Raw genomic sequence first — 19716 nt, forward strand, 5'->3', positions numbered from 1 at the left:
TGATCTGACCCCATAAAGTTGGACAATTAATTAAGCAGCTTCTAAGGACTGAGTTCTGTATTGTACAGGGCTTAGTCCTTTTAATTTAACCTTGATTCTTTCATGGTTGTAATAATGAATGTATTCTTTCACAGTTTTCTCTAATTCCTCAACAGAATTAAATTTTTCACCGTAGAAACATTCTGATTTAAGTATTCCAAAGAAACTCTCCATTGATGCATTATCTAAGCAATTTCCTTTACGAGACATACTTTGGGTTAAACCATTTTCTGCTAGTTCTCGCTGATAATGACGCATTTGATATTGCCATCCCTGATCTGAATGGATGATAGGCTTTTCATGATCTGCAAGCTTCGTAAGTGCATCTTTCAACATATTTTTTACTAACTCATACATTGGTCTACGGTGGGTTTGGAAGGCAATAATTTCCCCATTAAACAAGTCCATAATTGGTGATAGGTAAAGCCTATCTCCTCGAATATTAAACTCGGTTACATCCGTTACCCATTTCTGATTTGGTTTGTCAGCTTTAAATTGGCGCTGTAGTACATTATCTGCAACTTGCCCGATGTCCCCTTTGTAAGAACGATATTTTGCGATTCTAATGCGTGATTTAAGTTTCATTGACTGCATGAGTCTTTGTACACATTTATGGTTAATTGTTAATCCCATATTCTTTAAAGCAAGAGTAATTCTACGATAGCCATACCGACCTTTATGCTTATGATAGATCATCTTAATTTGCTGCTTAAGGTCACTGTATTTGTCGTTAAGCTTTGATCGCTGCTCATGATAAAAGTACGTGCTTCGAGCCATCTGTGATGCACGTAATAGATATTTCAATTTATAGTTTTGCCTTAATTCAGAAATGAATCTTGTAACCGTTGCTGTTCGGCTTGTTCCTGTTCTTTCTGCTTCTGAATCAAGGCTCTCCGCTTTTTTAAATAAGCGTTCTCAGCTCGTAGATATGCAAGTTCTTCTAGTAGCTGTTCTTGGGTTTTGTCTCTATCATTCAGAGCATTTTTGACTTTTTTTATCTTAGGCTTTGGCACGGATTTAGGTCGTCCTTTCGGCTTAGCTTTTAAGCCATCTATACCGTGTTCTTCGTATTGGAGCAACCAACTTAATAACTGTGTGTGTGATTTCAGATTAAATTGATTTGTAGCTTCACGTACAGATAAACCTTGTTCAAGAACAGACTGAATAACTTTAAATTTAAATTCAGGAGTATATACAGTATTTGTGTTTTTCCTGCTCAGACCCTCAGCACCATGATTATTATAATTGGCTACCCATTTAGCAACATCGCTATGATGTATTCCAAATTTATGACTTACTTGGTGTCTGCCAAAACCAGATAAGTAATATTGGACAACCTCAAGTTTAAATTCTTGAGAATATTTAGCCATAGAAAAGCACCCTCCAAGTTAGACTGAATGTGTCCAACTTTCGGGGTGCAGTTCATGATAGGCGGTTTTTTTAACATTGAATTTATTTAGGTTGTTTGGTCATACTGTTTAAAACATTGTCTTTATCTACAAAGTGATGTTTTAAAGCTGCAAGTACATGTCCAACAATAAGTAAACCTGCAAACCATGAAATATAAATATGTAATGGCTTAACAATGGCTAATAACTCAGGGTTATCTTGCACCAGGCGTGGAATTTCAAATAAATATAAAACCGGAGCAGGGTGACCAGCACTCCAGCTAAATAAACAGCCAGTGACCGGTAAAGCGACTAAAATCACATACAGTAATAAATGTCCGATGTGAGCTAAAGTTTTCATTGTTGGTGACATCGTGTCAGGTAATTGTGGGGCAGGATGGGTGTAACGCCAAAACAGACGAATGACCACGAGGAAGATAATGGTTGTGGCAATATTCTTATGTAGTGTAATGACATCGCCTTTAAAGCTGCCATCAACGTCATAACTTAGAAAATTTCCACTATAGAAACCAATCACCCAAGCAGTGATAAAAATGATGGCCATGACCCAATGCAGAATCTGTGCAGTACGGGTGTAGTATTGAGAGGTTGAGGCAGGCATAAAAGACCCTTTTTTTGTCATTCTAGCGCTAGATTTTATGGGAAACTTTTAAATTTGAGAAATGTTGTTCCCGTAACAGAGCGTGCTATAAACAGAACGCTTCAATTTAAAAAAAAACACGGTTAAGTTGAGCTGGAGATTAAGAGACTTAATTTGCATAAATGCATCAATTTATTTGTTTCTTCTAAGCATAAGTTTAGGCAAAATACGCGCTGCTTACGTTCGATCAAAGGAAAAAATGATGAAAAAATTGATGCTCGCTGTAGCACCAGTTGTTTTAGCTTTAACTGCATGTGCAACAACTACAGGTACCGGTACTGGCGGTGCTTCTGCACAAACGACAACTCAACAGTTAGGCGTAGCTGCATTAAAAGTTGCTGTTAATGCGAAATGTATTACAGAAATTAATAATGTTGCTGCATGGAAGACAGCAACAAAATATATGACTGCTGAACAGCGTGATAGCATCCAAACGAATGTTTGCGGCTGTGTAAGTGAAAAAGCACCAAATAGTGTGACTGCAGTAGAATTAGCTGCTGCTGCGCTTGACGTGAATGCACGTGCTACAATCGTAAACCAAGTGGTTTCTAAAACTGTAAATGCTTGTGTGGCAGAAGCTTTACAAAAATAATTGATGTTTTAAGCATTAAAGAAGGCCGATTCTTATAAATCGGCCTCTTTTTCATTGGAGTATACATGTTTGTTGCAGGCGTAGATGAGGCAGGACGAGGCCCATTAGTGGGTTCTGTTGTTGCTGCAGCTGTTATTTTAGATCCGAATAATCCAATTTTAGGATTAAATGACTCTAAAAAATTAACTGAAAAGAAACGTGAAAAGTTATTTATTGAAATTCAAGAAAAAGCTTTAGCATGGTCAATAGCAGAAGCTACACATGCAGAAATTGATGAGCTGAATATCTTGCAGGCAACTTTTTTGGCTATGCAACGTGCAGTGGAAGGTCTGAAAACACAACCTCAAAAGGTAATTGTAGACGGCAATCAAATTCCAAAAGGAATTATTATTCCTTGCGAGGCGATTGTAGGGGGAGATGCAAGCCATGCCGAGATTAGTGCGGCGAGTATCTTGGCTAAAGTTACGCGTGATCGTCAAATGGCAGAATTAGATCAACAGTATCCATTATTTGGTTTTGCCAAACATAAGGGGTATCCAACCAAAGCACACTTTGAAGCCATTGCAGCTCATGGCGTGATTGATCAACACCGTCGTAGTTATGCACCTGTAAAACGCGCATTAGGTCTATAAATTTATATATTCCCAAAAAATTTAAAGCGACTATAAAGTCGCTTTAATTAGGGAGAGAACAACTTCATACTAACGATTGAAGTTTTTCTGTGCATAATTATCATCTTCATATGAAACTTGATAATCTTGATCAAGATGTTGAAGGTGTTCATGCATTGCACGTTCATGTTGAATACGTTGATAAATTTCTTCGCGATGAACAGAAACCTCTTTTGGTGCATTTACACCAATTCGAACTTGGTTTCCTTTGACGCCAAGCACAGTAACACTGACTTGATCCCCAATCATTAATGTTTCCCCGACACGGCGGGTCAGAATCAGCATGTTTATCTCCTTGCTAAACGCTTAAAACTGCAATATTGGTACCCAAATAAAAAGCTCAACCTCAGTTTTCAGTCAGATTCTAACAGAAATATGAGAACAAAGTCATATTTTGATAATCACTGCCAAAAAACTTTCCGTTTAATATAACAGAGCCGCTATAAAAAAAACTATAGCGGCTCTGTGTTTTCTTTGATTATTGTCGGACAAGTAAACATTTTTTAATGAATTCTTGACCGTTCGGTAAAATTAAGCGCGTGCGCTGCTTTCACCATGTTCACGATCTAAACCAAAAGCGGTATGTAAGCAACGAACTGCAAGCTCAAGGTATTTTTCATCAATAATGACAGAAACCTTAATTTCAGATGTTGAAATCATAAGGATGTTAATACCTTCGTCAGCAAGGGCAGTAAACATTTTGCTTGCTACACCCGCATGCGAGCGCATACCTACACCCACAATAGATACTTTAACGATGTCATCGCGTGTTGAAACTTCACGTGCACCAATATTTTTGGCAGTTTCATTTAAGATTTTTTCAGCTTTTGCTAAATCAACACGGTTTACAGTAAACGTGAAATCTGTTGTGCCATCTTCTTCAACATTTTGGACTATCATATCCACTTCAATGTTGGCATCACTTACTGGTGATAAAATTTTAGAAGCAATACCCGGTTCATCAGGTACACCTAAAATTGTTAATTTTGCTTCGTCACGGTTAAAAGCGATACCTGCAATGATTGGCTGTTCCATAGTGTCTTCTGCCTCAGTAGTAATGAGTGTACCTACATTTTCTTTAAATTCGTCGTCAAATGCGCCGTCGTCATCATTATCAAAACTTGATAATACACGTAAAGGAACTTGATATTTTCCGGCAAATTCTACTGAGCGAATCTGTAAAACTTTAGAACCTAATGATGCCATTTCTAGCATTTCTTCAAAAGAAATACGATCGATTTTCTTCGCTTTAGGGGCAACACGAGGGTCTGTAGTATAAACCCCATCAACGTCAGTATAAATTTGGCATTCATCTGCTTTTAGGGCAGCTGCAATGGCAACACCAGAAGTATCTGAACCGCCACGTCCTAGAGTTGTAGTATTTCCGTTGGCATCGAAGCCTTGGAAGCCTGCAACTACAATAACACGGCCTGCATCTAGGTCATTGGTCATGACATCTGTGTCAATCGACTCAATACGCGCCTTAGTAAATGCACTGTCAGTTTTAATACCGACTTGACGTCCGGTATAGGATTTAGCTTCCACACCAATCGAATTAAGTGCCATAGCTAACATGGAAATCGTCACCTGTTCACCGGTTGAAACCATTTGGTCTAACTCGCGTGGGTCAGGTGTTTCGGTAATGGCTTTAGCGAGGGCAAGTAAGCGGTTTGTTTCACCACTCATTGCAGATACGACCACAACAACCTTGTGACCGTGATCATGCCAACGCTTCACACGACGAGCAACATTTAAAATGCGCTCGGGGGTACCCATAGAAGTACCGCCATATTTTTGAACGATTAATGCCATATCGCCTAAACCCTTATAATTAAACGGGAAAAGTATATTCTTGCTTCCTTGGTTTCATTATATGTACACCATTATGTACATAAATGAAATTGCTGAGTTTATCTAGCAAGCCGTGATTCGGCGGACAGTATATAGTAACGTAAATATGCTAACAATCATTGATCTGGACTAATTTCATCAAGTTTGCTGATTGTTAGCTTCGGTACAACTTATATAGCTTTTTTTAGTTGCTTCTTTTGCTGGCATTCTTCCTCCCACTTCATTACATCAGTAGCGAGGTATCTTTTCATTGTTCCGCCCTCAGAACTTAATGCCGGGGCTGGGAATGGAATCCCCCAAGGTGTGTTAATTTCCCACCGATTAAGTGTGCGTTTAGTAATATGAAACATCTCACACACATTGTTAGATGTCAGATATTTATCCACATTAGCCCTCCTTACTTTCCGCTTTAACTTCTAACTGGATGCCTTCATATGTGCCATCACCCCCACAATTCAGACAGTGTGTATATATGCCTAAACCATCCCCATCAGGACTAAAGTTTTCAGGTAATGAAACATCTATAAATTCAGTACCGCCAATTGGCTTCGTATGAATATGAGGGGCAACGCCGTAATAGGGGAAAATGCATTCACCGTTCCCGTCATCACAAAAATCACATGTTTTAACTTTTAATCCACTCATCCTTTAGTTCCTCAACTCATTACGTTCTTTCTTCAATTGACGCAAAAGGTTGTGAAGGGTAACGGTTACAGCTTTATCTAAACTTTTAGTTGAATGGAATTCTGCAAGCTGAGACAGTGCTAAACCAAAAATGTGATATGCAAAAACTTTTGCAGCTTCCGGATTGTTTTTGATAAGCTCCTCAGTACTTGGACAAATGATTTCTTCAAAAATATGAAGAGCCACCTGATCCGGAGTACCTTCAATACGGCTAGGGCTCAAATTAACTTCACCAATAACTTTGCTCATTGTTGAGAATCCTCACTTAAAATTTCCCATTCACCCCAATCGCCCAAATAACCAGATTTTGAAATGCTTGTTGTAATCACTTGACCATCATCACAAGTTACTTTCATTCGATTGGCATCTATGCGAACAGCTTTATAAACAACATCCATTTGTAAATTTGCTGGTAAAGGACTTGAGCCATTTACAGATTTAATTCTTACTTCCATTTTTAAGCCCTCAAATATTCTTCTTTAGTCCACTCAACAAACTCTCTATAAAGCTGCTGGGCAGGTTTATTTAATCGGTTGTGATAGTCGATCGTTATGCGCCGCCAAGCAACTGGTACCGCATAATGCTTTGTTAGAAACATTGCTTGGTCCATGCCTTGCCGGACTATTACGTAGCCCAGCAATTGCAAGTAGTACATAAAACCAAGCATGTGTTTTTGGCTCACTTTCTTGTACTGATCTTTCATGTTAGAAACCGTCCACTAATAAATAATCAGGGGTAGATTCTTGTTGAGTAGGTGTAGGATTCTCTAATTCATAGCGGCGTTTTCTCACATACCCCATTAGCTTCGGTTGAATCTGCGGATCTCGTGCAGCCACGTCTATTTCCAAAGCATCTAGCGTTGTAAGGTCTGGTGCAGTTTGGATTTGAACCATTAAAGAGGGTGGCTCATTAGCAGATGCCTTTTCTTTTTCTAGCTCTTCAAGACGTTTGTGAGTGGCGAGAAGGATAGGCTTCATTTGTTCGTCATCCCATGTGCGGGTATAACGATAAACCGCATTTACTTCTGCAGGTGTTTTTGACTCTTTTACACGCTGTAGAAGAGTATCTAGGGTTTGCTGATACTCATTGTTTTTTTCTTGCTCAGGTGTAGGCTGAGTTAAAAAATCTTCAGGTGAAGACACATAAGGTTGTTCTGTAATAACAATCGCACTATCTAAAGCTGATCCTATATTTTCTGAAATATCTTCGGATTGCACCAATGAGTCTTCAGAAGTAGTTACATTTGTTTGCTCAGTAATAACAATTGTAGGTTGTTTAACTTCATCAACAATTTCAGAAGTCTTTTCTACAACTACTGTCTGTGCACCTTTTGATTTCTTAGCACGCTGTTTCTTTGGTTCGTCACCTAGGCGAATAACACTAAAATCGTCACTAACTTCAAAACCTAACGCTTTAGATAGTGCTTTTAATTGAAGCTTGGCGTTTTCTGCATCACGTTGAACAAAGCCGCTATTAATAGATTCAATTAATGCGGTGGTTCTAAAATTCACGACGTAAATAGAAGGCGAATATGTAGTAATTACAAAAACATCCTGTCCTTCCTCATATTCATCAATAGTTAATGGCTTTGTGAATGTAATGCCAGCCAGCTCAATAGTTTCGATTTTGATGCAGAATTCAAAACCTGGTTTACCAAACACAGAAGCGGGGAATTGATCTAAATCAGAAAAGTCCAACATGTCTCCAATAGGACGACAAAGTACAGTTTTACCTTTTTGAAGAGCTGCAAATGCTTCAGCTGCAGTTAGTAAGTTAGACATGAAAAGCTCTCCTTTTAGTGATGTAACGACTGTTGTTGCTGAACTTGCTGAGGATTGTTTTTAGGGGCCCAACCCATCTGATCAGCACGTGCTTGGCAAGCTCTATTGATACCCGCCTCATAAGTAGTGCCTTTAAACTTCTTAATTGCAGCATTTAAGATGTTAGTGTCTGGAGCATCTTTAATTGCTTTCAAAGCATCTTGATATAGTTGATCCTGAGTACGAGGTGGCTTCTGGTTACCACCCTGAGCGGTTGTCTGGTTATTCTGATTTGTATTTTGACCTGCTGGGGTAGAGGCATTTTGCTCTTGATAAGCATAGTCATAGTTGTATAGATATTTACTACCATCAAAATTACCGAGGTAAACATCAGCTGCCACACCAATAGCCTTAAACGCTACACCAAGAGCATCAGTAACGGCCTTTTTATAACCTTCATCAATCGCTACTAATTTGCCTTTTTGAACTTCAACAATTGCTGAACCGCCGTTGCCGAAAAATTCCTCACCCCAAACACCATCAATCTTGGTTTTTACTGCTACTTCAGCAAAAGCCATAATGGTTCCATCTGGCGCGGTTTCAGACCATAAACGTACATGTCTATAAGTCCAGCCATGACCAACAGGACCAAAGGCCTGAGTCATAGCCATTAATCGCCATTGAGGGTTAATATCTGATTTACCTTTTAAATAACCAAACTCAATTTTTTTAAGAAAATTGGTAGGCGTTTGCTTAACTGCATTCCAGATATGTAAGTTGTCTTTTGAGTTTTCAGTTGTCATTTTTCTTATCCTCATCTAGAGCCGGTGAAGCCGCGTTTTTGCTTATATGCTTTGCGGTCATAAGTAGGGATATTTGTTTCACGTAGCTTTATTGCGAGCTGCTTTCTGCGTTGGAAGTCGATTTCTTGTGTAAGTTCATTCCAAACTTTTGGATAGTCAGTTTGGAACTTTTCAACGTCCAAAGGTGTCTTAACTGAGTCCTTCACCTTGTAAAGAACTGAGCCATTAGCATTAGATGCGTACACTTGCCAGCCAATGCGGACAGAGTAGAGGCCCTTATCATCACGGCCTAAAAATGACATATAGCCGTCAGGGTGTTTTTTGAAATTAGTCATCTTTAAGCCTCCACCAACTTGTTACGTTCGATGAAGCCTTTTAGAAGGCCATTGATGTTTCGGATGTCTTCAAATTCGGTGAAATCGTTATATGACTTACCGTTAATATCAGTGATTTCATTTACTGTGAGTTGAGTAATATCAACAGCGGTAAATTCAGAACCCGGAACGCCGTAACTGTCTAAATGAGCTTCAAAATCAAAGCTAACGTTTAAACGGAAGCTATCTAATTTGATGACGGCAACACCTGTATGTTTACCTGTGATTTTCGCGGTTAACACACCGTAAGTACTTGGCTGCGTTTTTGGAGTAAAGAGAGTAGGAGCTTCTTTTGTTTGGAAAGCTGGTTGTAGCTGGCAAGCAACTAAAGAACCACCAGAGATTGCAAGAGCAGCCATGCTGACAAATGCAAATGAGTTGAATGAGTTGAATGAGTTAACTTTTACGTTCATAATTGATCTCGCAGTTTGCAAAAGCACATCGGAAGGTAAGAGAGTCGATGTGCTTTTTTGTTATCTACGAGGTAAAGATTACTTTACAGAATTAAATATGTAAAGTTTAATTTACGAGTTAATGTAAATTTTAATATACATTTTATTTTAATAAAAAGAAAACCCACCTTAGTGGTGGGTTAGATCGATGGAATACTACGAAACTAAACTTAACTTGGAATTATTTGCTAATTGTGGCGGAGTTGGTAACGTGGAGAGAATTTTTTTCATTTCCTTTGGGCTATAGCCAATTTCCTTGAGCCTTTTTTCTATATCACTAACAATTTTACTTATAGTTTTTTCTCTGTCCCAAGAGATCTTAAATGCTTTTGAGTCGATTGCCTCACTTGTTTGAATTAAATACCTATCATGATTATAAAGATATTTTACCTTTCTGATGTGTTCATTGTGAGTCTGATCACATTGCTCTTTAAATGATAGAATAACTTCAATATAATTCATGTTCTTGATTAAACTCATATTAGTATATGGGTCATCAAAAATAGCATCAGCAAGTTCAGAGGGTTGTACCCCTTGCATTAAATAAATAGCTGTTAATTTATCAATGAGCTGGATAAGATATAGGTCGTTCATAGCATCTTCCTAACTTCTTCAATGAGTGAAGGTATGTGGTCTAATGACTTCACAAGAGTAGGGTTATCTCTTGAAATAACGCGACCAAACTTGTTGGATAACTTTAGATTTACGTAATTAACTAAAGTGCCATCATTGGCGGTATTTGGTTTTAGATATGGTAAATGGCGAGTAAAAGACTGCCATAACTCAGTACCTTTAGGATTATAACCTAAATCTACAAGCAAACTTGAGATTTCATCTTCCACTTTTTTTACAATAAGTTTTCTTAGCTGTTCTCTAGCTTGTGCTGGGCGCTTTTCAAGAAGTACAGGATCAACGTAATCTTTAGAAATTTTTCTATTTTCTTTCTCTGTAAGTTGTTTTGCAAAAAGCTCTAAATCTTCATCATCGAAATCATTTAACTCTGCAAGTTTTTGAAGCTTGTTTTTAACTAATTCATTAATTTCTTGTCTTTTTATTTCAAATAACTCATTAAAATCAAAACCTTTTAAAAAAGAATCTTGATCGCTCAGGTATACCATGTCACTTTCAACCGAGCCAAGAACTTGATCTTTTCTCTCATACTCTTTGGTCAATTCTTGAGAAGTATAGTCTTTAATTCTTTCCGCTTTAGCTCTATCAACCTCTTTTTGAAACTCACTCCACATGTCATTAAGGCCAATTTCTTCATGGAATATAACAGTGGCATTATTATCAATTTCGAAAGCAGTAATCTCTTCTTTTGGAATTGCGCGAAGAACCCTACCGATTACCTGGGCAAATGCATTCAAACTTTTGTATGGTCTAAAAATAGATAAAATGGTCAGGTATTTATGATCATATCCTTCCATTAACATATTCACAGACACCACAACATCGCACTCATTATTTTCAATAGATTGGAACTTCTGTTCTTGTGAAATCTTATCCATTTCACTATGGATAAGGATAGATTTAACTCCACGTGATGTATACCAGTTTTGAATATCTTCAGCATGTGCAATGCTGCACCCAACGGCTAATATTTTATGTGGAACATTAGGAGATATTTCTCTTAACGTAGCTAGTTTTGATAGGCTATGTTCAATTACATCCATTGAACATTCTTTGGATAAGGCTACACTCTTTTGTAACCATTCGGAATCTTTAAACTCCAAAACCCTTTCGATGGTTAGCTTTTCGTTTGGAAATTCAGGAGTTGTGAAAAACAAATTCTGCGCATTAATGGTTTCTTTTTTAAGATATTTTACATAACGATCACGCATAACTTCAGATAAAGGGGTTTCATGTATTCGCACACCAGGAATTTCTTGTCCATCACCACGATAAGGTGTACCTGTAACATGTAGTTTTTTTGCAGAACCAAAGAAGGAAAGGACTTGTTCCCAACTATTGGCTGCAGAATGATGTGATTCATCAATGATGATCATGTCAAAAAAATTATTAGAAACCCTATTTAATAAACACCTATCTGAATCACCAACAATTCTTTGAATATTTGAATAAATAATATTGCTAGATTCTAAATGCTCATCTGTTAACTCAGAAGTATATTCATTAATAACTGGGAGATTATTTAAGCCAAATATTACATCAAAATTTATCCAAAAATTATCTTGTAATGATTCTTGAGTCTTACTGATACTATTTTTTGTAACTAACCCAGGAGTAATAATTAAAACTCTGCCATCAGCAACACCATATGGTGCAATAGAAATTAGTCCGGACTTTCCTGTTCCAGTGGGTAGTACAACTAAAGCTTCTCCATTCGGATTTTCTTCAAAATAGTTCTGAATCTTTAAATATGCTTCAATTTGAGGTGATCTCAACTTGTTGTTGCCGACAATATTTACCGATGTATTTTTAAAATACGACATTGACACCCCCTAGGCGCTAGTTTTCCCGAATCATTCTAAAGTACCGTGTCGGGTTACGTTTTTTCATCAATTTGGTCTAGATCTTCTTTTTGCTCTATATGTATATCGCATACAGTCAACTACTTGACCTACAAAATAACAATGTTCATCCAAAGGAATGATATTTGGTTCAAATTTAGGATTTAGAGCCTGTAGATAACGAGATCCATCTGTCTCAATAACAAGCTTTTTAAAAGTTGCATCTTCAAATCTTCTGACCACAACCATATCGCCAGATTGCATGTCACTGTAGTAAACATCTGGGTCAACAAGAATGTAATCACCCTCCAGAAAGTCAGGTTGGTTACTTACGCCTTGAACTTTTAGATAAAAACAATTAGTGCATTCATCTGGCAAAGGAAGCCATTCTTCAACCATAGATAGATCAACAGATTGCACATTGGTAAAAGTTCCAGCCTGAACCCATGAAAGAACAGGTGCTAAAGTTGCTACTTTCTTGGAGACATTATTATCAATTTTTGTAGCATCCATTTTATTGCTTTGACCAGCAAGCCAATCTTTAGAAACACCTAAAAACTCAGCAGCTTTTACTAAATTTGAGCCTTCAAGTTCTTGTGTTGGCCCATTTACCCATAGCCCGACATTAGCTCTACTAACGCCAGCAAATCTAGCTAAATCAGTATTCTTGAATCTTTTACCTGTTTCAGACTCGTAGTGTTTTATAGCTAAAGACATTCGCTCTTGTAGAGTGCTCATAGTGTAAATCTCATGGCTATTGCCATATGGAAAATGTAAAGAAATCTTAACTTTTCATTTGCAAAGCTTGCTAAACATTTATTCGTAAAGTAGACTTGACAAAGTAAAGTTAAAGTTAGGAATAAATATGCGAATTGAGATGAAAACATCAGATGTTTTGGCTCGGTTCAATGCGCCAAAAATCGCAAAAATCTTAAAAATTAGCCGTCAAGCAGTTTACCAGTGGGGTGAATTTGTGCCTGAAGCTGCTGCTTTTAAGCTGCTTGAACAAGAACCAACACTACCATTTAAGAGAGTTTCATGAGCCTTGAAAAAGAAGATCTTCGTTTGAAGATGCTCCCTGACATGATGGAGCGTTTGAGATTGATCTCGGATGTCCGAGGTAAAGATTATGCGCATCAAGCCGTAATCCTCTTAGAGAAAGCCATTATGGGTGAATATCATGAGGTTAGCTTAATGCTTGAAAGAGCTGAAAAAAATAGGAAGAAAAGGGAGCGTTTAGGATTACTAGGGAAGATCGGGGTAAACCCAGAATCCCAAATTCTAGAAATTAAAAAAGCCTGATGGTCGAGATCAGGCTACTAGGCATTCAATTGAGGTGGATCAAATGAACACGAATAATCTATCAAATCAAGAACAAATAATCCAGAGCTGGTTTGAGCCGGCTCTCCACACACTTAAAGCATTAATCAAAAAGTGTGAAGAGAACCTAGAGCGAATTAAAGCTGATACTAAAAATGCAGCTGTAAAGCGAGATGAATTTAAAGAGGTTTTAGTGCGTCAGCATCGTATTACGTACAACCATGCTGAGGAAATTATTAGAAGCCTTAGCCGTGCTGATCGTATTCGCTTCTTGGGTAGCACATACATTCAGATTAAAGAAGGCGGTGAAGCATGAATACATTTGTTGATGCTGCTCGTTCTTTTAGAACTCAATTCGACTTAAATTTTTCTGAAAAAATCATCGTAGATTTCTTTGCTGGCGGTGGTGGTGCAAGCACTGGATTAGAGATGGGGTTAAACAGGCCTGTTTATGTTGCTGTAAACCATAATCCAAAAGCAATTTCTATGCATGAGGCTAATCATCCCCATGCAAAGCATTATGTTCAAGATGTATTTGCAGTAGATCCAATTGATATTTGTGATGGTCATCAAGTCGGTTGGTTTCATGCAAGCCCAGACTGCACACATCATTCGCAAGCTGCTGGCGGACAACCACGTAAAAAAGAAATACGTGACCTTTCTTGGGTTGTTCTTAAGTTTGCAGGCAAAGTTAAACCTGATGTGATCAGTTTAGAAAATGTTAAGCAGATCTTAGGATGGGGACCTTTAATTGCAAAACGAGACAAAGCAACAGGCAGAGTCATTACTCTCGATAAAATTAATATTAATGGCAAAAAGGTAAATCGAATTGCAGAGCCTGGTGAGCGAGTTCCTCGCCACAATCAATTCTTAGTACCAAACCCCAAGAAGAAAGGTAAAACTTGGAAACACTTTGTCCGTAGTCTTGAACAACTTGGTTATGAAGTTGAGTGGCAAAAAAATATTATTGCTGCTGACTTCGGAGCGCCAACAAAACGTGAGCGATTATTTCTCGTTGCTCGCTGTGATGGGCAACCAATAGTATGGCCAGAAAAATACTTCTCAAAGAAACCTAAGGGCAATTTAAAAAAATGGCGCTCAACAGTTGAATGTGTTGATTTTTCAGATTTAGGAAATTCAATTTTTGATAGGCCGCAAGGTCCTCTAGCTGATGCAACTCTAAAACGCATAGCTAAAGGTATTCAAAAATATGTCATTGAAACTAAAGAGCCATTTTTTGTTAATTCTGCCACACCTTTTATTGGCCGTGATTTCCGTACAAGTTTTGGTCATGACATACGTGAACCATTAGCAACAACTACAGCAGGTTATGGCGGACATAGTTCTTTAATAAGTCCAATCCTTGTTCCGTTTATTACAGAGTTTGCAAACGCTTCTCAACAGCGGAATTGGTCAATTGATGAGCCTCTATCAACCATATGTGCACAAGTGAAAGGTGGGCATCATGGATTAGTTACTGCCAAGTTGAGCAAAGATAACTATAAGGGCGCTCTTCGTGTTGCTGCATTTTTAATTAACTACTACGGCAATGGAGACGCAAGAAGTATCACTGAGCCAATGGATACGATCACTACTAAAGATCGTTTAGCCCTAGTTACTGTTTGGATCAAAGGTGAACCTTGGGCAATTGTTGATATCTGTATACGCATGCTTAAACCACGTGAACTTTTTAGAGCGCAGGGGTTTCCAGATTCATACGTAATTGAATACGGGAGCGATGGAAAGCCTCTATCTAAAAAAGATCAAGTCTTTATGGTTGGTAACTCCGTTTCTCCATATCCAATGGCTGCTATCGCCAGAGCAAATAATCCATTTATTACGCAACAAATTAAGGGGGCCGCATGAATTATTACCAACACCATATTGGTGACTTTAACAATGCGACTCGCCACCTCAGTTTAATTGAGCGTGCGATTTACCGTGACTTATTAGACATGTATTACGACACGGAGAAGGCGATTGATGCAACAAGCATTGATCGTTTAGCACGTCGTTTGCAATGTACTACCGAAGAGCAAAAAGAAGCTCTCAAATATGTACTTGATGAGTTTTTCATTCTTGAAGAAGGTGTTTATCGCAATAATCGTTGTGAACGAGAAATTGCTGAATACCACGGGAAAAAGAAACAAGCGAGTGAGGCTGGTAAAGCGTCTGCTGCAAAACGTGCAGCGAAAAAGAAAGGTTCGTCCAACAGTGGTTCATCAAAAGATGATCAATCGTCTAACGAAAATTCAACGGTCGTTGAAAATCCGTTAAACGAAGAACAAACGGGCGTGCAACCAACCAATAACCATAAACCATTAACCATTAACCAAGAACCAATTATTGATAGTAGTAGTAATACGCGTGGAGAAAATTCGCAATTAACTCCAATTCAATTTGCTCAGTATCAGATCGATGATCACAAACGCTATTCAATGCGTGAATTCATTTCTGAATACAGCGAGTTTCAATACGATTTCATTTCACTTGCTCAACAAAGATTTGTTTCGGTACCTGAAATCGACTTGAGAACCATGATTCAAAATTTCGGTGACTGGTACTTTGCAAACGAATCAAGTTCGTTGAATACACCAAGCATCTGGTTGGTTAAGTGGTTCTCTTGGGTTCAAAACAACGAGAAACAAGTCGCTGCTAACCGCAAGAAACAAGAGCAAATCAATTCAGCTGGTCAAAAACCACAAGAGTCGGGTTACTTCGCTAATCTTTTTGAAGAACAGAGCGAATCTCAAATCGTGGATGTAACCCCAGCAAAAAAGTTTCCAATGATTGAGGAGGTAGGTCATGCATGAGATTACCTTGAACGAAGTGCGTCAATTAATCGCTTCTCTTCGCACTGTTTACGCTGCTCAGTTCAATAAGCAATTTCCAGCAACAGGCGAAAGTGCAATTCCTCTGTCAGTGGTTGAGCAAATCGCACTTAAAACACTGATTGGCGTTCAACAAAACCAATTTAACAACGCACTTGCTCGATTACTTACAGCAGGTGGACGCTTTATGCCGTCATTTGCCGAGTTTCGCACCTGGTGTATCGGTGAAAGTTGGATGTCTCCAGAAGAAGCTTGGTCTCGCGCATGTAAGTTTACAACTGACCGTTCCGTGGTTATTACCCAAATCACTAAGTACGCCTTAGACGAGGTTATGTATTTGATCGAAGCCGGCCAAATGCGAGCAGCTCAAGATAATTTCTTCGGGACATACAACGTGATGGTGGCTAAAGCTCAGTTAAAAGGCCGTCAGCAAGAGTTTTACACTCCACCGCTACAACTAGAGCATAAAGAACCTGAACACACCCCAGTAAGCAATGACGAAGCGCAAAAGCATCTCCAATCATTGATGGAACGTTTAAAAATCAATGGTCGTAAACCTGTACCAGTACAAAAGCTTAAGGCTAAGGAAAAAGAGCCTGAGCTTATAAAAGAGTTGGGCCCTGATCCTTTCGATAATCCACACGAATACGCAGAGATGTGCCGTCGGGAGGGTATGCTAATCCCTAGAAATATTCTTCAGCTAATTGATGGGGCGAATGTATGAATAAATTCGAGATTTTAGCGTGGGGTTTACTCATTTCATTTTTTACAGCAGCTATTAGCGGTGCGGTGGTTTTGTGGTGGTTGGCAAGAAAGGAGACGTTTGAAGAATGAGTTCAATGAGCCTTGCAGATTACCGCGCAACATGTCCGAAAGCTCAAAAAGTTAAAAAGGGTCGAAACAAGTTTAATGCTTCGAAAATTAAATTGGATAGAATGACTTTTGACAGTACTAAAGAATACAAACGGTATATCGAGCTAAAGGCTCTACAACAACGAGGTGAAATTAAAGAATTGCAGCATCACACAAAATTTGAATTGGCACCGAAGACAAAATTAGAAGGGGAGAAACGAGCTAAACCAGCACTTAGATATTTTGCCGATTTCACTTATTTCACGACAGCAGGTGAATACGTTGTTGAAGATGTGAAGTCTATAGCTACACGCAAGCTACCGAGTTACCGAAATAAAAAACACCTGATGAAAACAGTTCACAATATTGATGTGAGGGAAGTTTAAACATGAATGCAAAAGTTAATAACAAGACAATGGACTGGTCTAAACGTTCTGCTCATCAATGGTTGGAACAATATGGTCTATGGGTAAGATCAACAAAATTTAAATTTTCTGCAAATCCTTTAGCATGTCTAATTGACCAAAATGACACAACTAGAATTAGATCAAGTAAGGTCTCTATGCCATGCGAAATTGAAGATTATGAAGCAGTTGAAGTAAGTAAACTCTTGGCGAAAATGCATAACGATAATAGGGAGTTTTTACAAGAAAGGGCTTGGTTTTTAATACTTTATTATGAAAATAATTGGTCGTATCTAACAATTGCTAATGTGCATAGATGTAGTAAAGCAAAGGTACGTGCTGAGATTGATAAAGGCTTGGCATATTTGGATGGAAAAATTGAGGTGTTGCAATCTTGACAGTGCAGCACACTTGGTTTAGATTTGTGATATGGTGGGACGAAGTTATAAGCGTTGCACCAAATTGTTTTAAAAGCTCGCCAAATGGTGAGCTTTTTTTGTTTTGTGCTATAGTCCAGTCTAATTAAAAACTGGTACTTAAAATGAATATTTGTGTTGGTGGTGAACTTAACGGGCAAAAGATTGAAAAAGAATGGCGATTGTTAAAAGCTTCTGATATCGACCCAAGTTTCACAACAGAATATTACAAACAGGTTTTTAACCGCGACAATACGGTTTTCCATTTCTGGTTGCCAATCGGAACTGACTTACATGATATGTCTGAGAAAGTTTTAGGTATTTTAAGAGCACCTAAAAACTAGCTTTTTACTTACAACAAGTGTCAGAAAACGCTTGAGTTCTGTTAATTGTTAACAGTTTGTAAACCACATAAGATATAAATACTAAGCGTAACATGCTTAGGATTTCAGGTTTTAGTGAGATTCACTAGTCCACTCTTATATAAGAGTGGTTTTTTTATTGATTTTAGGATCATATTATTAGTTGCGTATATATGAATATCCATATATCATTCATTTCAAATACTGCGCTGAAAGTTTTTGTTTTTGTGACCCGTTTCTAATTTAGGAACGGGTTTTTTGATTTTAAAACCCCACTCGCTTAGGACGCTTTGCGAGTTTACTTGCCGGACGGATTACGGCGCAAATGGCCCCGCTAAATATCGATTATTGGCGGGGCTTTTTATTTTATTAACTAGATAATTTAGTTCTCGATAGTGAATAATTTACTATTTATAATCAAATACTTACACTTTAATTTGATTAAAATTTATGCTTTACTCATTGAATCATTTATTGAGAGGTGAAGCATATGTTGTTTAATGGTTCAGAAGAGCTTGTTGTGATTTCCAATGATGGTACTCGAAGCGCTTTGAAGTCTTGTAGAATTGATAATGAAGAAACAATCTTCACAAGTGACTCTACAGATGGCGTAAGTATTGGAGATCGATTAATCAAGAAATTACAAAATGGTTCAAATCGAGAATATTTAGTTAAATCTGTTAAGGATGGTGTAAATATGTTTGGACATAGAGAGATTAGAGTTCAGCAGATTTAAAACCTACAGTATTAATAACCCTACCTTATGGTAGGGTTTTTCTTTTTGGAGTATGTATGACTGAATTTCAAAAAATTAAGCATGAGATTAGACAGCTCCAAATAGAGCTAAACCATTTGGGAAGTTGCAATACAAAAGGTTTAAATACAGAACAGATCGCTCACTTAGATGAGCGATTTTTTTTAGCCATAGCAAAGCAAAATAAATTAATTGCACGACTCAACAATAAACCAGAAGGCTTCTTATAAGAGGCTATTGGTATGGACGATAAAGAGTATTTTTGGCTAACTCGGAAAAAAGAACCTAAAACCAAGCCTAAATCCAGACCACTGCCTAAGGCGAAGCAAAAATATCTCGAGGCTGAGGCAACACTTAAGGAAGAACTTGAGGATTTGGCGATTGGATTTGAACAGAAGTTTCAGCCAATCCATACCAAACACTGGCGCTTTGACTTTCATATTGTGAAATTGCGTTTGCTCATTGAAATTGAGGGTGGTCCCTGGTCTGGTGGGCGTGGTGGAAAGCTGTCAAATAAAGCATGGAGTCTTGATCGATATGATCTTGCTGAAGAGATGGGATACAAAATAGAGCGCTTTCATCCAGATTCTATTTTGTCGGGATATGTCATCAACTGGATAAAAAGTGAATTAGCGAGAATTGAAGATGGAGCAAATAAGACCATTTCCACCGACTGATTTTATTGATCAAGCAGATGAAGAAGAAGCAATTCGATTAGCGCCAGCCCCTGATTTAATGAATTGGGTAATTGCAAATTTTTTAACTATTGGTGGTCCTTTGCATAATCCAGATCACGACCATATCGCTGAGATGCTTCATGATAATGAGGGTTTCTTGGCTTTCGCATGGGCTTCTTCTGCTTATACCAGAGCTAAGCGTATGGTGCTCGGCCAATGTGAAAAGGTTATGTTTCAACAAGGCGGCTGGAAGAAAGCTCGACAAGAGCAGCAAATGCGCGACTGGTTCGGATTCGTTCCAGTTTACTTAATCACAATCGATGCAAGCTTTTGTGAAAAGGCAAACGATAGCGA

At 38.2% G+C, this 19716-nt stretch carries 32 protein-coding genes; 16 read left to right on the forward strand and 16 right to left on the reverse strand.

Features of this window, described 5'->3' with window-relative positions:
• Positions 1–30: 30 nt before the first annotated feature.
• Together MKL62_RS12430 and MKL62_RS12435 are read right to left on the reverse strand one after the other, a co-directional pair.
• A protein-coding gene (locus tag MKL62_RS12430; RefSeq protein ID WP_094081405.1) for an IS3-like element ISAba45 family transposase occupies positions 31–1409 on the reverse strand; the annotation gives its coding sequence in 2 pieces (ribosomal slippage) (positions 31–935 and positions 935–1409; 1380 coding nt in all).
• A gap of 82 nt (positions 1410–1491) precedes the next feature.
• Positions 1492–2049 (reverse strand): cytochrome b, encoded by a 558-nt coding sequence (locus MKL62_RS12435; RefSeq protein WP_001111768.1) that lies wholly within the window; start codon positions 2047–2049, stop codon positions 1492–1494.
• Positions 2050–2290: 241 nt separating this feature from the next.
• On the opposite strand from MKL62_RS12435, the gene MKL62_RS12440 reads away from it, so the two are divergent.
• Both MKL62_RS12440 and rnhB read left to right on the forward strand, forming a co-directional pair.
• Complete coding sequence (locus tag MKL62_RS12440) at positions 2291–2680, forward strand: hypothetical protein (protein ID WP_000735756.1); 390 nt, start codon at positions 2291–2293, stop codon at positions 2678–2680.
• A 65-nt stretch (positions 2681–2745) separates the two neighbouring features.
• Positions 2746–3312 carry a ribonuclease HII gene (rnhB, locus tag MKL62_RS12445; protein ID WP_000495836.1) on the forward strand — a complete coding sequence of 189 codons (567 nt, stop codon included), beginning with the start codon at positions 2746–2748 and terminating at the stop codon, positions 3310–3312.
• A 69-nt stretch (positions 3313–3381) separates the two neighbouring features.
• Here the strand turns inward: rnhB and csrA are convergent, their stop codons facing one another.
• The 14 genes from csrA to MKL62_RS12515 all read right to left on the reverse strand — a co-directional run bounded on the left by csrA (position 3382) and on the right by MKL62_RS12515 (position 12484).
• Complete coding sequence (gene csrA / locus MKL62_RS12450; protein ID WP_000906487.1) at positions 3382–3636, reverse strand: carbon storage regulator CsrA; 255 nt, start codon at positions 3634–3636, stop codon at positions 3382–3384.
• Positions 3637–3882: 246 nt separating this feature from the next.
• Positions 3883–5163, reverse strand: a complete 1281-nt coding sequence (locus tag MKL62_RS12455) for an aspartate kinase (RefSeq protein WP_001185176.1) — start codon at positions 5161–5163, stop codon at positions 3883–3885.
• A 209-nt stretch (positions 5164–5372) separates the two neighbouring features.
• Positions 5373–5588 carry a hypothetical protein gene (locus MKL62_RS12460; RefSeq protein WP_000362184.1) on the reverse strand — a complete coding sequence of 72 codons (216 nt, stop codon included), beginning with the start codon at positions 5586–5588 and terminating at the stop codon, positions 5373–5375.
• Position 5589: 1 nt separating this feature from the next.
• Positions 5590–5847, reverse strand: coding sequence for a hypothetical protein (locus MKL62_RS12465; protein ID WP_031981110.1), 258 nt, complete (start codon positions 5845–5847; stop codon positions 5590–5592).
• Between the two features lie 3 nt (positions 5848–5850).
• Positions 5851–6135 (reverse strand): hypothetical protein, encoded by a 285-nt coding sequence (locus tag MKL62_RS12470; protein ID WP_000048750.1) that lies wholly within the window; start codon positions 6133–6135, stop codon positions 5851–5853.
• Positions 6132–6341 (reverse strand): hypothetical protein, encoded by a 210-nt coding sequence (locus tag MKL62_RS12475; RefSeq protein ID WP_000453808.1) that lies wholly within the window; start codon positions 6339–6341, stop codon positions 6132–6134. The genes MKL62_RS12470 and MKL62_RS12475 overlap by 4 nt, the downstream gene beginning before the upstream one ends.
• Before the next feature lie 2 nt (positions 6342–6343).
• A complete protein-coding gene (locus MKL62_RS12480; protein ID WP_000654849.1) occupies positions 6344–6589 on the reverse strand; it encodes a hypothetical protein in 246 nt (81 codons plus the stop codon).
• A gap of 1 nt (position 6590) precedes the next feature.
• Complete coding sequence (locus MKL62_RS12485; protein ID WP_033523606.1) at positions 6591–7667, reverse strand: hypothetical protein; 1077 nt, start codon at positions 7665–7667, stop codon at positions 6591–6593.
• 14 nt (positions 7668–7681) lie between these two features.
• Complete coding sequence (locus tag MKL62_RS12490) at positions 7682–8449, reverse strand: hypothetical protein (RefSeq protein ID WP_002055023.1); 768 nt, start codon at positions 8447–8449, stop codon at positions 7682–7684.
• 11 nt (positions 8450–8460) lie between these two features.
• Positions 8461–8784 (reverse strand): hypothetical protein, encoded by a 324-nt coding sequence (locus MKL62_RS12495; protein WP_024436722.1) that lies wholly within the window; start codon positions 8782–8784, stop codon positions 8461–8463.
• A gap of 2 nt (positions 8785–8786) precedes the next feature.
• Entirely contained in the window at positions 8787–9236 is a 450-nt protein-coding gene (locus MKL62_RS12500) for a hypothetical protein (protein WP_024436721.1), read from the reverse strand.
• Between the two features lie 195 nt (positions 9237–9431).
• The gene (locus tag MKL62_RS12505; protein WP_032037463.1) at positions 9432–9869 is read right to left on the reverse strand and encodes a hypothetical protein; all 438 of its coding nucleotides are present in this window, start codon (positions 9867–9869) and stop codon (positions 9432–9434) included.
• Complete coding sequence (locus tag MKL62_RS12510; RefSeq protein ID WP_000120032.1) at positions 9866–11728, reverse strand: DEAD/DEAH box helicase; 1863 nt, start codon at positions 11726–11728, stop codon at positions 9866–9868. Before MKL62_RS12510 ends, MKL62_RS12505 begins: the two co-directional genes overlap by 4 nt.
• Positions 11729–11794: 66 nt before the next feature.
• Positions 11795–12484, reverse strand: coding sequence for a LexA family protein (locus MKL62_RS12515; protein WP_032037465.1), 690 nt, complete (start codon positions 12482–12484; stop codon positions 11795–11797).
• Between the two features lie 127 nt (positions 12485–12611).
• On the opposite strand from MKL62_RS12515, the gene MKL62_RS12520 reads away from it, so the two are divergent.
• The 14 genes from MKL62_RS12520 to MKL62_RS12585 all read left to right on the forward strand — a co-directional run.
• Positions 12612–12788, forward strand: coding sequence for a Cro/CI family transcriptional regulator (locus tag MKL62_RS12520; RefSeq protein ID WP_001217697.1), 177 nt, complete (start codon positions 12612–12614; stop codon positions 12786–12788).
• A complete protein-coding gene (locus MKL62_RS12525) occupies positions 12785–13048 on the forward strand; it encodes a hypothetical protein (protein WP_000051076.1) in 264 nt (87 codons plus the stop codon). Before MKL62_RS12520 ends, MKL62_RS12525 begins: the two co-directional genes overlap by 4 nt.
• A gap of 43 nt (positions 13049–13091) precedes the next feature.
• Positions 13092–13382, forward strand: a complete 291-nt coding sequence (locus MKL62_RS12530) for a hypothetical protein (RefSeq protein WP_001095605.1) — start codon at positions 13092–13094, stop codon at positions 13380–13382.
• Entirely contained in the window at positions 13379–14932 is a 1554-nt protein-coding gene (locus MKL62_RS12535; protein WP_023188412.1) for a DNA cytosine methyltransferase, read from the forward strand. Before MKL62_RS12530 ends, MKL62_RS12535 begins: the two co-directional genes overlap by 4 nt.
• Positions 14929–15879, forward strand: coding sequence for a YdaU family protein (locus MKL62_RS12540; protein WP_032059719.1), 951 nt, complete (start codon positions 14929–14931; stop codon positions 15877–15879). Before MKL62_RS12535 ends, MKL62_RS12540 begins: the two co-directional genes overlap by 4 nt.
• Complete coding sequence (locus MKL62_RS12545) at positions 15872–16621, forward strand: hypothetical protein (protein ID WP_033523598.1); 750 nt, start codon at positions 15872–15874, stop codon at positions 16619–16621. Before MKL62_RS12540 ends, MKL62_RS12545 begins: the two co-directional genes overlap by 8 nt.
• A complete protein-coding gene (locus MKL62_RS12550) occupies positions 16618–16731 on the forward strand; it encodes a putative phage replication protein (protein ID WP_031968553.1) in 114 nt (37 codons plus the stop codon). Before MKL62_RS12545 ends, MKL62_RS12550 begins: the two co-directional genes overlap by 4 nt.
• On the forward strand, positions 16728–17135 hold the full coding sequence (locus MKL62_RS12555) for a DUF1064 domain-containing protein (RefSeq protein WP_033523596.1): 408 nt from the start codon (positions 16728–16730) through the stop codon (positions 17133–17135). The genes MKL62_RS12550 and MKL62_RS12555 overlap by 4 nt, the downstream gene beginning before the upstream one ends.
• A 2-nt stretch (positions 17136–17137) precedes the next feature.
• Complete coding sequence (locus tag MKL62_RS12560) at positions 17138–17551, forward strand: antiterminator Q family protein (protein ID WP_000992308.1); 414 nt, start codon at positions 17138–17140, stop codon at positions 17549–17551.
• 143 nt (positions 17552–17694) lie between these two features.
• Positions 17695–17913, forward strand: a complete 219-nt coding sequence (locus MKL62_RS12565) for a hypothetical protein (protein WP_033523594.1) — start codon at positions 17695–17697, stop codon at positions 17911–17913.
• Between the two features lie 508 nt (positions 17914–18421).
• On the forward strand, positions 18422–18667 hold the full coding sequence (locus tag MKL62_RS12570; RefSeq protein WP_000898317.1) for a hypothetical protein: 246 nt from the start codon (positions 18422–18424) through the stop codon (positions 18665–18667).
• Positions 18668–18723: 56 nt separating this feature from the next.
• Entirely contained in the window at positions 18724–18915 is a 192-nt protein-coding gene (locus MKL62_RS12575) for a hypothetical protein (RefSeq protein ID WP_000134355.1), read from the forward strand.
• 12 nt (positions 18916–18927) lie between these two features.
• Positions 18928–19362, forward strand: coding sequence for a hypothetical protein (locus tag MKL62_RS12580; protein WP_032002976.1), 435 nt, complete (start codon positions 18928–18930; stop codon positions 19360–19362).
• Positions 19331–19716: putative metallopeptidase (locus tag MKL62_RS12585; RefSeq protein ID WP_270899774.1), on the forward strand; the 386-nt coding region annotated here is incomplete at its 3' end. The genes MKL62_RS12580 and MKL62_RS12585, both read left to right, overlap by 32 nt.

The sequence above is a fragment of the Acinetobacter sp. AOR01_HL genome (assembly GCF_027855455.1).
GTDB classification, from domain to species: domain Bacteria; phylum Pseudomonadota; class Gammaproteobacteria; order Pseudomonadales; family Moraxellaceae; genus Acinetobacter; species Acinetobacter baumannii.

Bases quoted from the DNA above. Each gene is read 5' to 3' on its own strand.
- MKL62_RS12550 (WP_031968553.1), top strand. From the start codon at position 16,618: ATGAATAAATTCGAGATTTTAGCGTGGGGTTTACTCATTTCATTTTTT.
- MKL62_RS12555 (WP_033523596.1), top strand. From the start codon at position 16,728: ATGAGTTCAATGAGCCTTGCAGATTACCGCGCAACATGTCCGAAAGCT.
- MKL62_RS12480 (WP_000654849.1), bottom strand. From the start codon at position 6,589: ATGAAAGATCAGTACAAGAAAGTGAGCCAAAAACACATGCTTGGTTTT.
- MKL62_RS12540 (WP_032059719.1), top strand. From the start codon at position 14,929: ATGAATTATTACCAACACCATATTGGTGACTTTAACAATGCGACTCGC.
- MKL62_RS12565 (WP_033523594.1), top strand. From the start codon at position 17,695: ATGAATATTTGTGTTGGTGGTGAACTTAACGGGCAAAAGATTGAAAAA.
- MKL62_RS12505 (WP_032037463.1), bottom strand. From the start codon at position 9,869: ATGAACGACCTATATCTTATCCAGCTCATTGATAAATTAACAGCTATT.
- csrA (WP_000906487.1), bottom strand. From the start codon at position 3,636: ATGCTGATTCTGACCCGCCGTGTCGGGGAAACATTAATGATTGGGGAT.
- MKL62_RS12510 (WP_000120032.1), bottom strand. From the start codon at position 11,728: ATGTCGTATTTTAAAAATACATCGGTAAATATTGTCGGCAACAACAAG.
- MKL62_RS12435 (WP_001111768.1), bottom strand. From the start codon at position 2,049: ATGCCTGCCTCAACCTCTCAATACTACACCCGTACTGCACAGATTCTG.
- MKL62_RS12455 (WP_001185176.1), bottom strand. From the start codon at position 5,163: ATGGCATTAATCGTTCAAAAATATGGCGGTACTTCTATGGGTACCCCC.
- MKL62_RS12485 (WP_033523606.1), bottom strand. From the start codon at position 7,667: ATGTCTAACTTACTAACTGCAGCTGAAGCATTTGCAGCTCTTCAAAAA.
- MKL62_RS12470 (WP_000048750.1), bottom strand. From the start codon at position 6,135: ATGAGCAAAGTTATTGGTGAAGTTAATTTGAGCCCTAGCCGTATTGAA.
- MKL62_RS12495 (WP_024436722.1), bottom strand. From the start codon at position 8,784: ATGACTAATTTCAAAAAACACCCTGACGGCTATATGTCATTTTTAGGC.
- MKL62_RS12580 (WP_032002976.1), top strand. From the start codon at position 18,928: ATGGACGATAAAGAGTATTTTTGGCTAACTCGGAAAAAAGAACCTAAA.
- rnhB (WP_000495836.1), top strand. From the start codon at position 2,746: ATGTTTGTTGCAGGCGTAGATGAGGCAGGACGAGGCCCATTAGTGGGT.
- MKL62_RS12575 (WP_000134355.1), top strand. From the start codon at position 18,724: ATGACTGAATTTCAAAAAATTAAGCATGAGATTAGACAGCTCCAAATA.
- MKL62_RS12535 (WP_023188412.1), top strand. From the start codon at position 13,379: ATGAATACATTTGTTGATGCTGCTCGTTCTTTTAGAACTCAATTCGAC.
- MKL62_RS12475 (WP_000453808.1), bottom strand. From the start codon at position 6,341: ATGGAAGTAAGAATTAAATCTGTAAATGGCTCAAGTCCTTTACCAGCA.
- MKL62_RS12500 (WP_024436721.1), bottom strand. From the start codon at position 9,236: ATGAACGTAAAAGTTAACTCATTCAACTCATTCAACTCATTTGCATTT.
- MKL62_RS12520 (WP_001217697.1), top strand. From the start codon at position 12,612: ATGCGAATTGAGATGAAAACATCAGATGTTTTGGCTCGGTTCAATGCG.
- MKL62_RS12525 (WP_000051076.1), top strand. From the start codon at position 12,785: ATGAGCCTTGAAAAAGAAGATCTTCGTTTGAAGATGCTCCCTGACATG.
- MKL62_RS12465 (WP_031981110.1), bottom strand. From the start codon at position 5,847: ATGAGTGGATTAAAAGTTAAAACATGTGATTTTTGTGATGACGGGAAC.
- MKL62_RS12515 (WP_032037465.1), bottom strand. From the start codon at position 12,484: ATGAGCACTCTACAAGAGCGAATGTCTTTAGCTATAAAACACTACGAG.
- MKL62_RS12530 (WP_001095605.1), top strand. From the start codon at position 13,092: ATGAACACGAATAATCTATCAAATCAAGAACAAATAATCCAGAGCTGG.
- MKL62_RS12490 (WP_002055023.1), bottom strand. From the start codon at position 8,449: ATGACAACTGAAAACTCAAAAGACAACTTACATATCTGGAATGCAGTT.
- MKL62_RS12560 (WP_000992308.1), top strand. From the start codon at position 17,138: ATGAATGCAAAAGTTAATAACAAGACAATGGACTGGTCTAAACGTTCT.
- MKL62_RS12545 (WP_033523598.1), top strand. From the start codon at position 15,872: ATGCATGAGATTACCTTGAACGAAGTGCGTCAATTAATCGCTTCTCTT.
- MKL62_RS12570 (WP_000898317.1), top strand. From the start codon at position 18,422: ATGTTGTTTAATGGTTCAGAAGAGCTTGTTGTGATTTCCAATGATGGT.
- MKL62_RS12440 (WP_000735756.1), top strand. From the start codon at position 2,291: ATGAAAAAATTGATGCTCGCTGTAGCACCAGTTGTTTTAGCTTTAACT.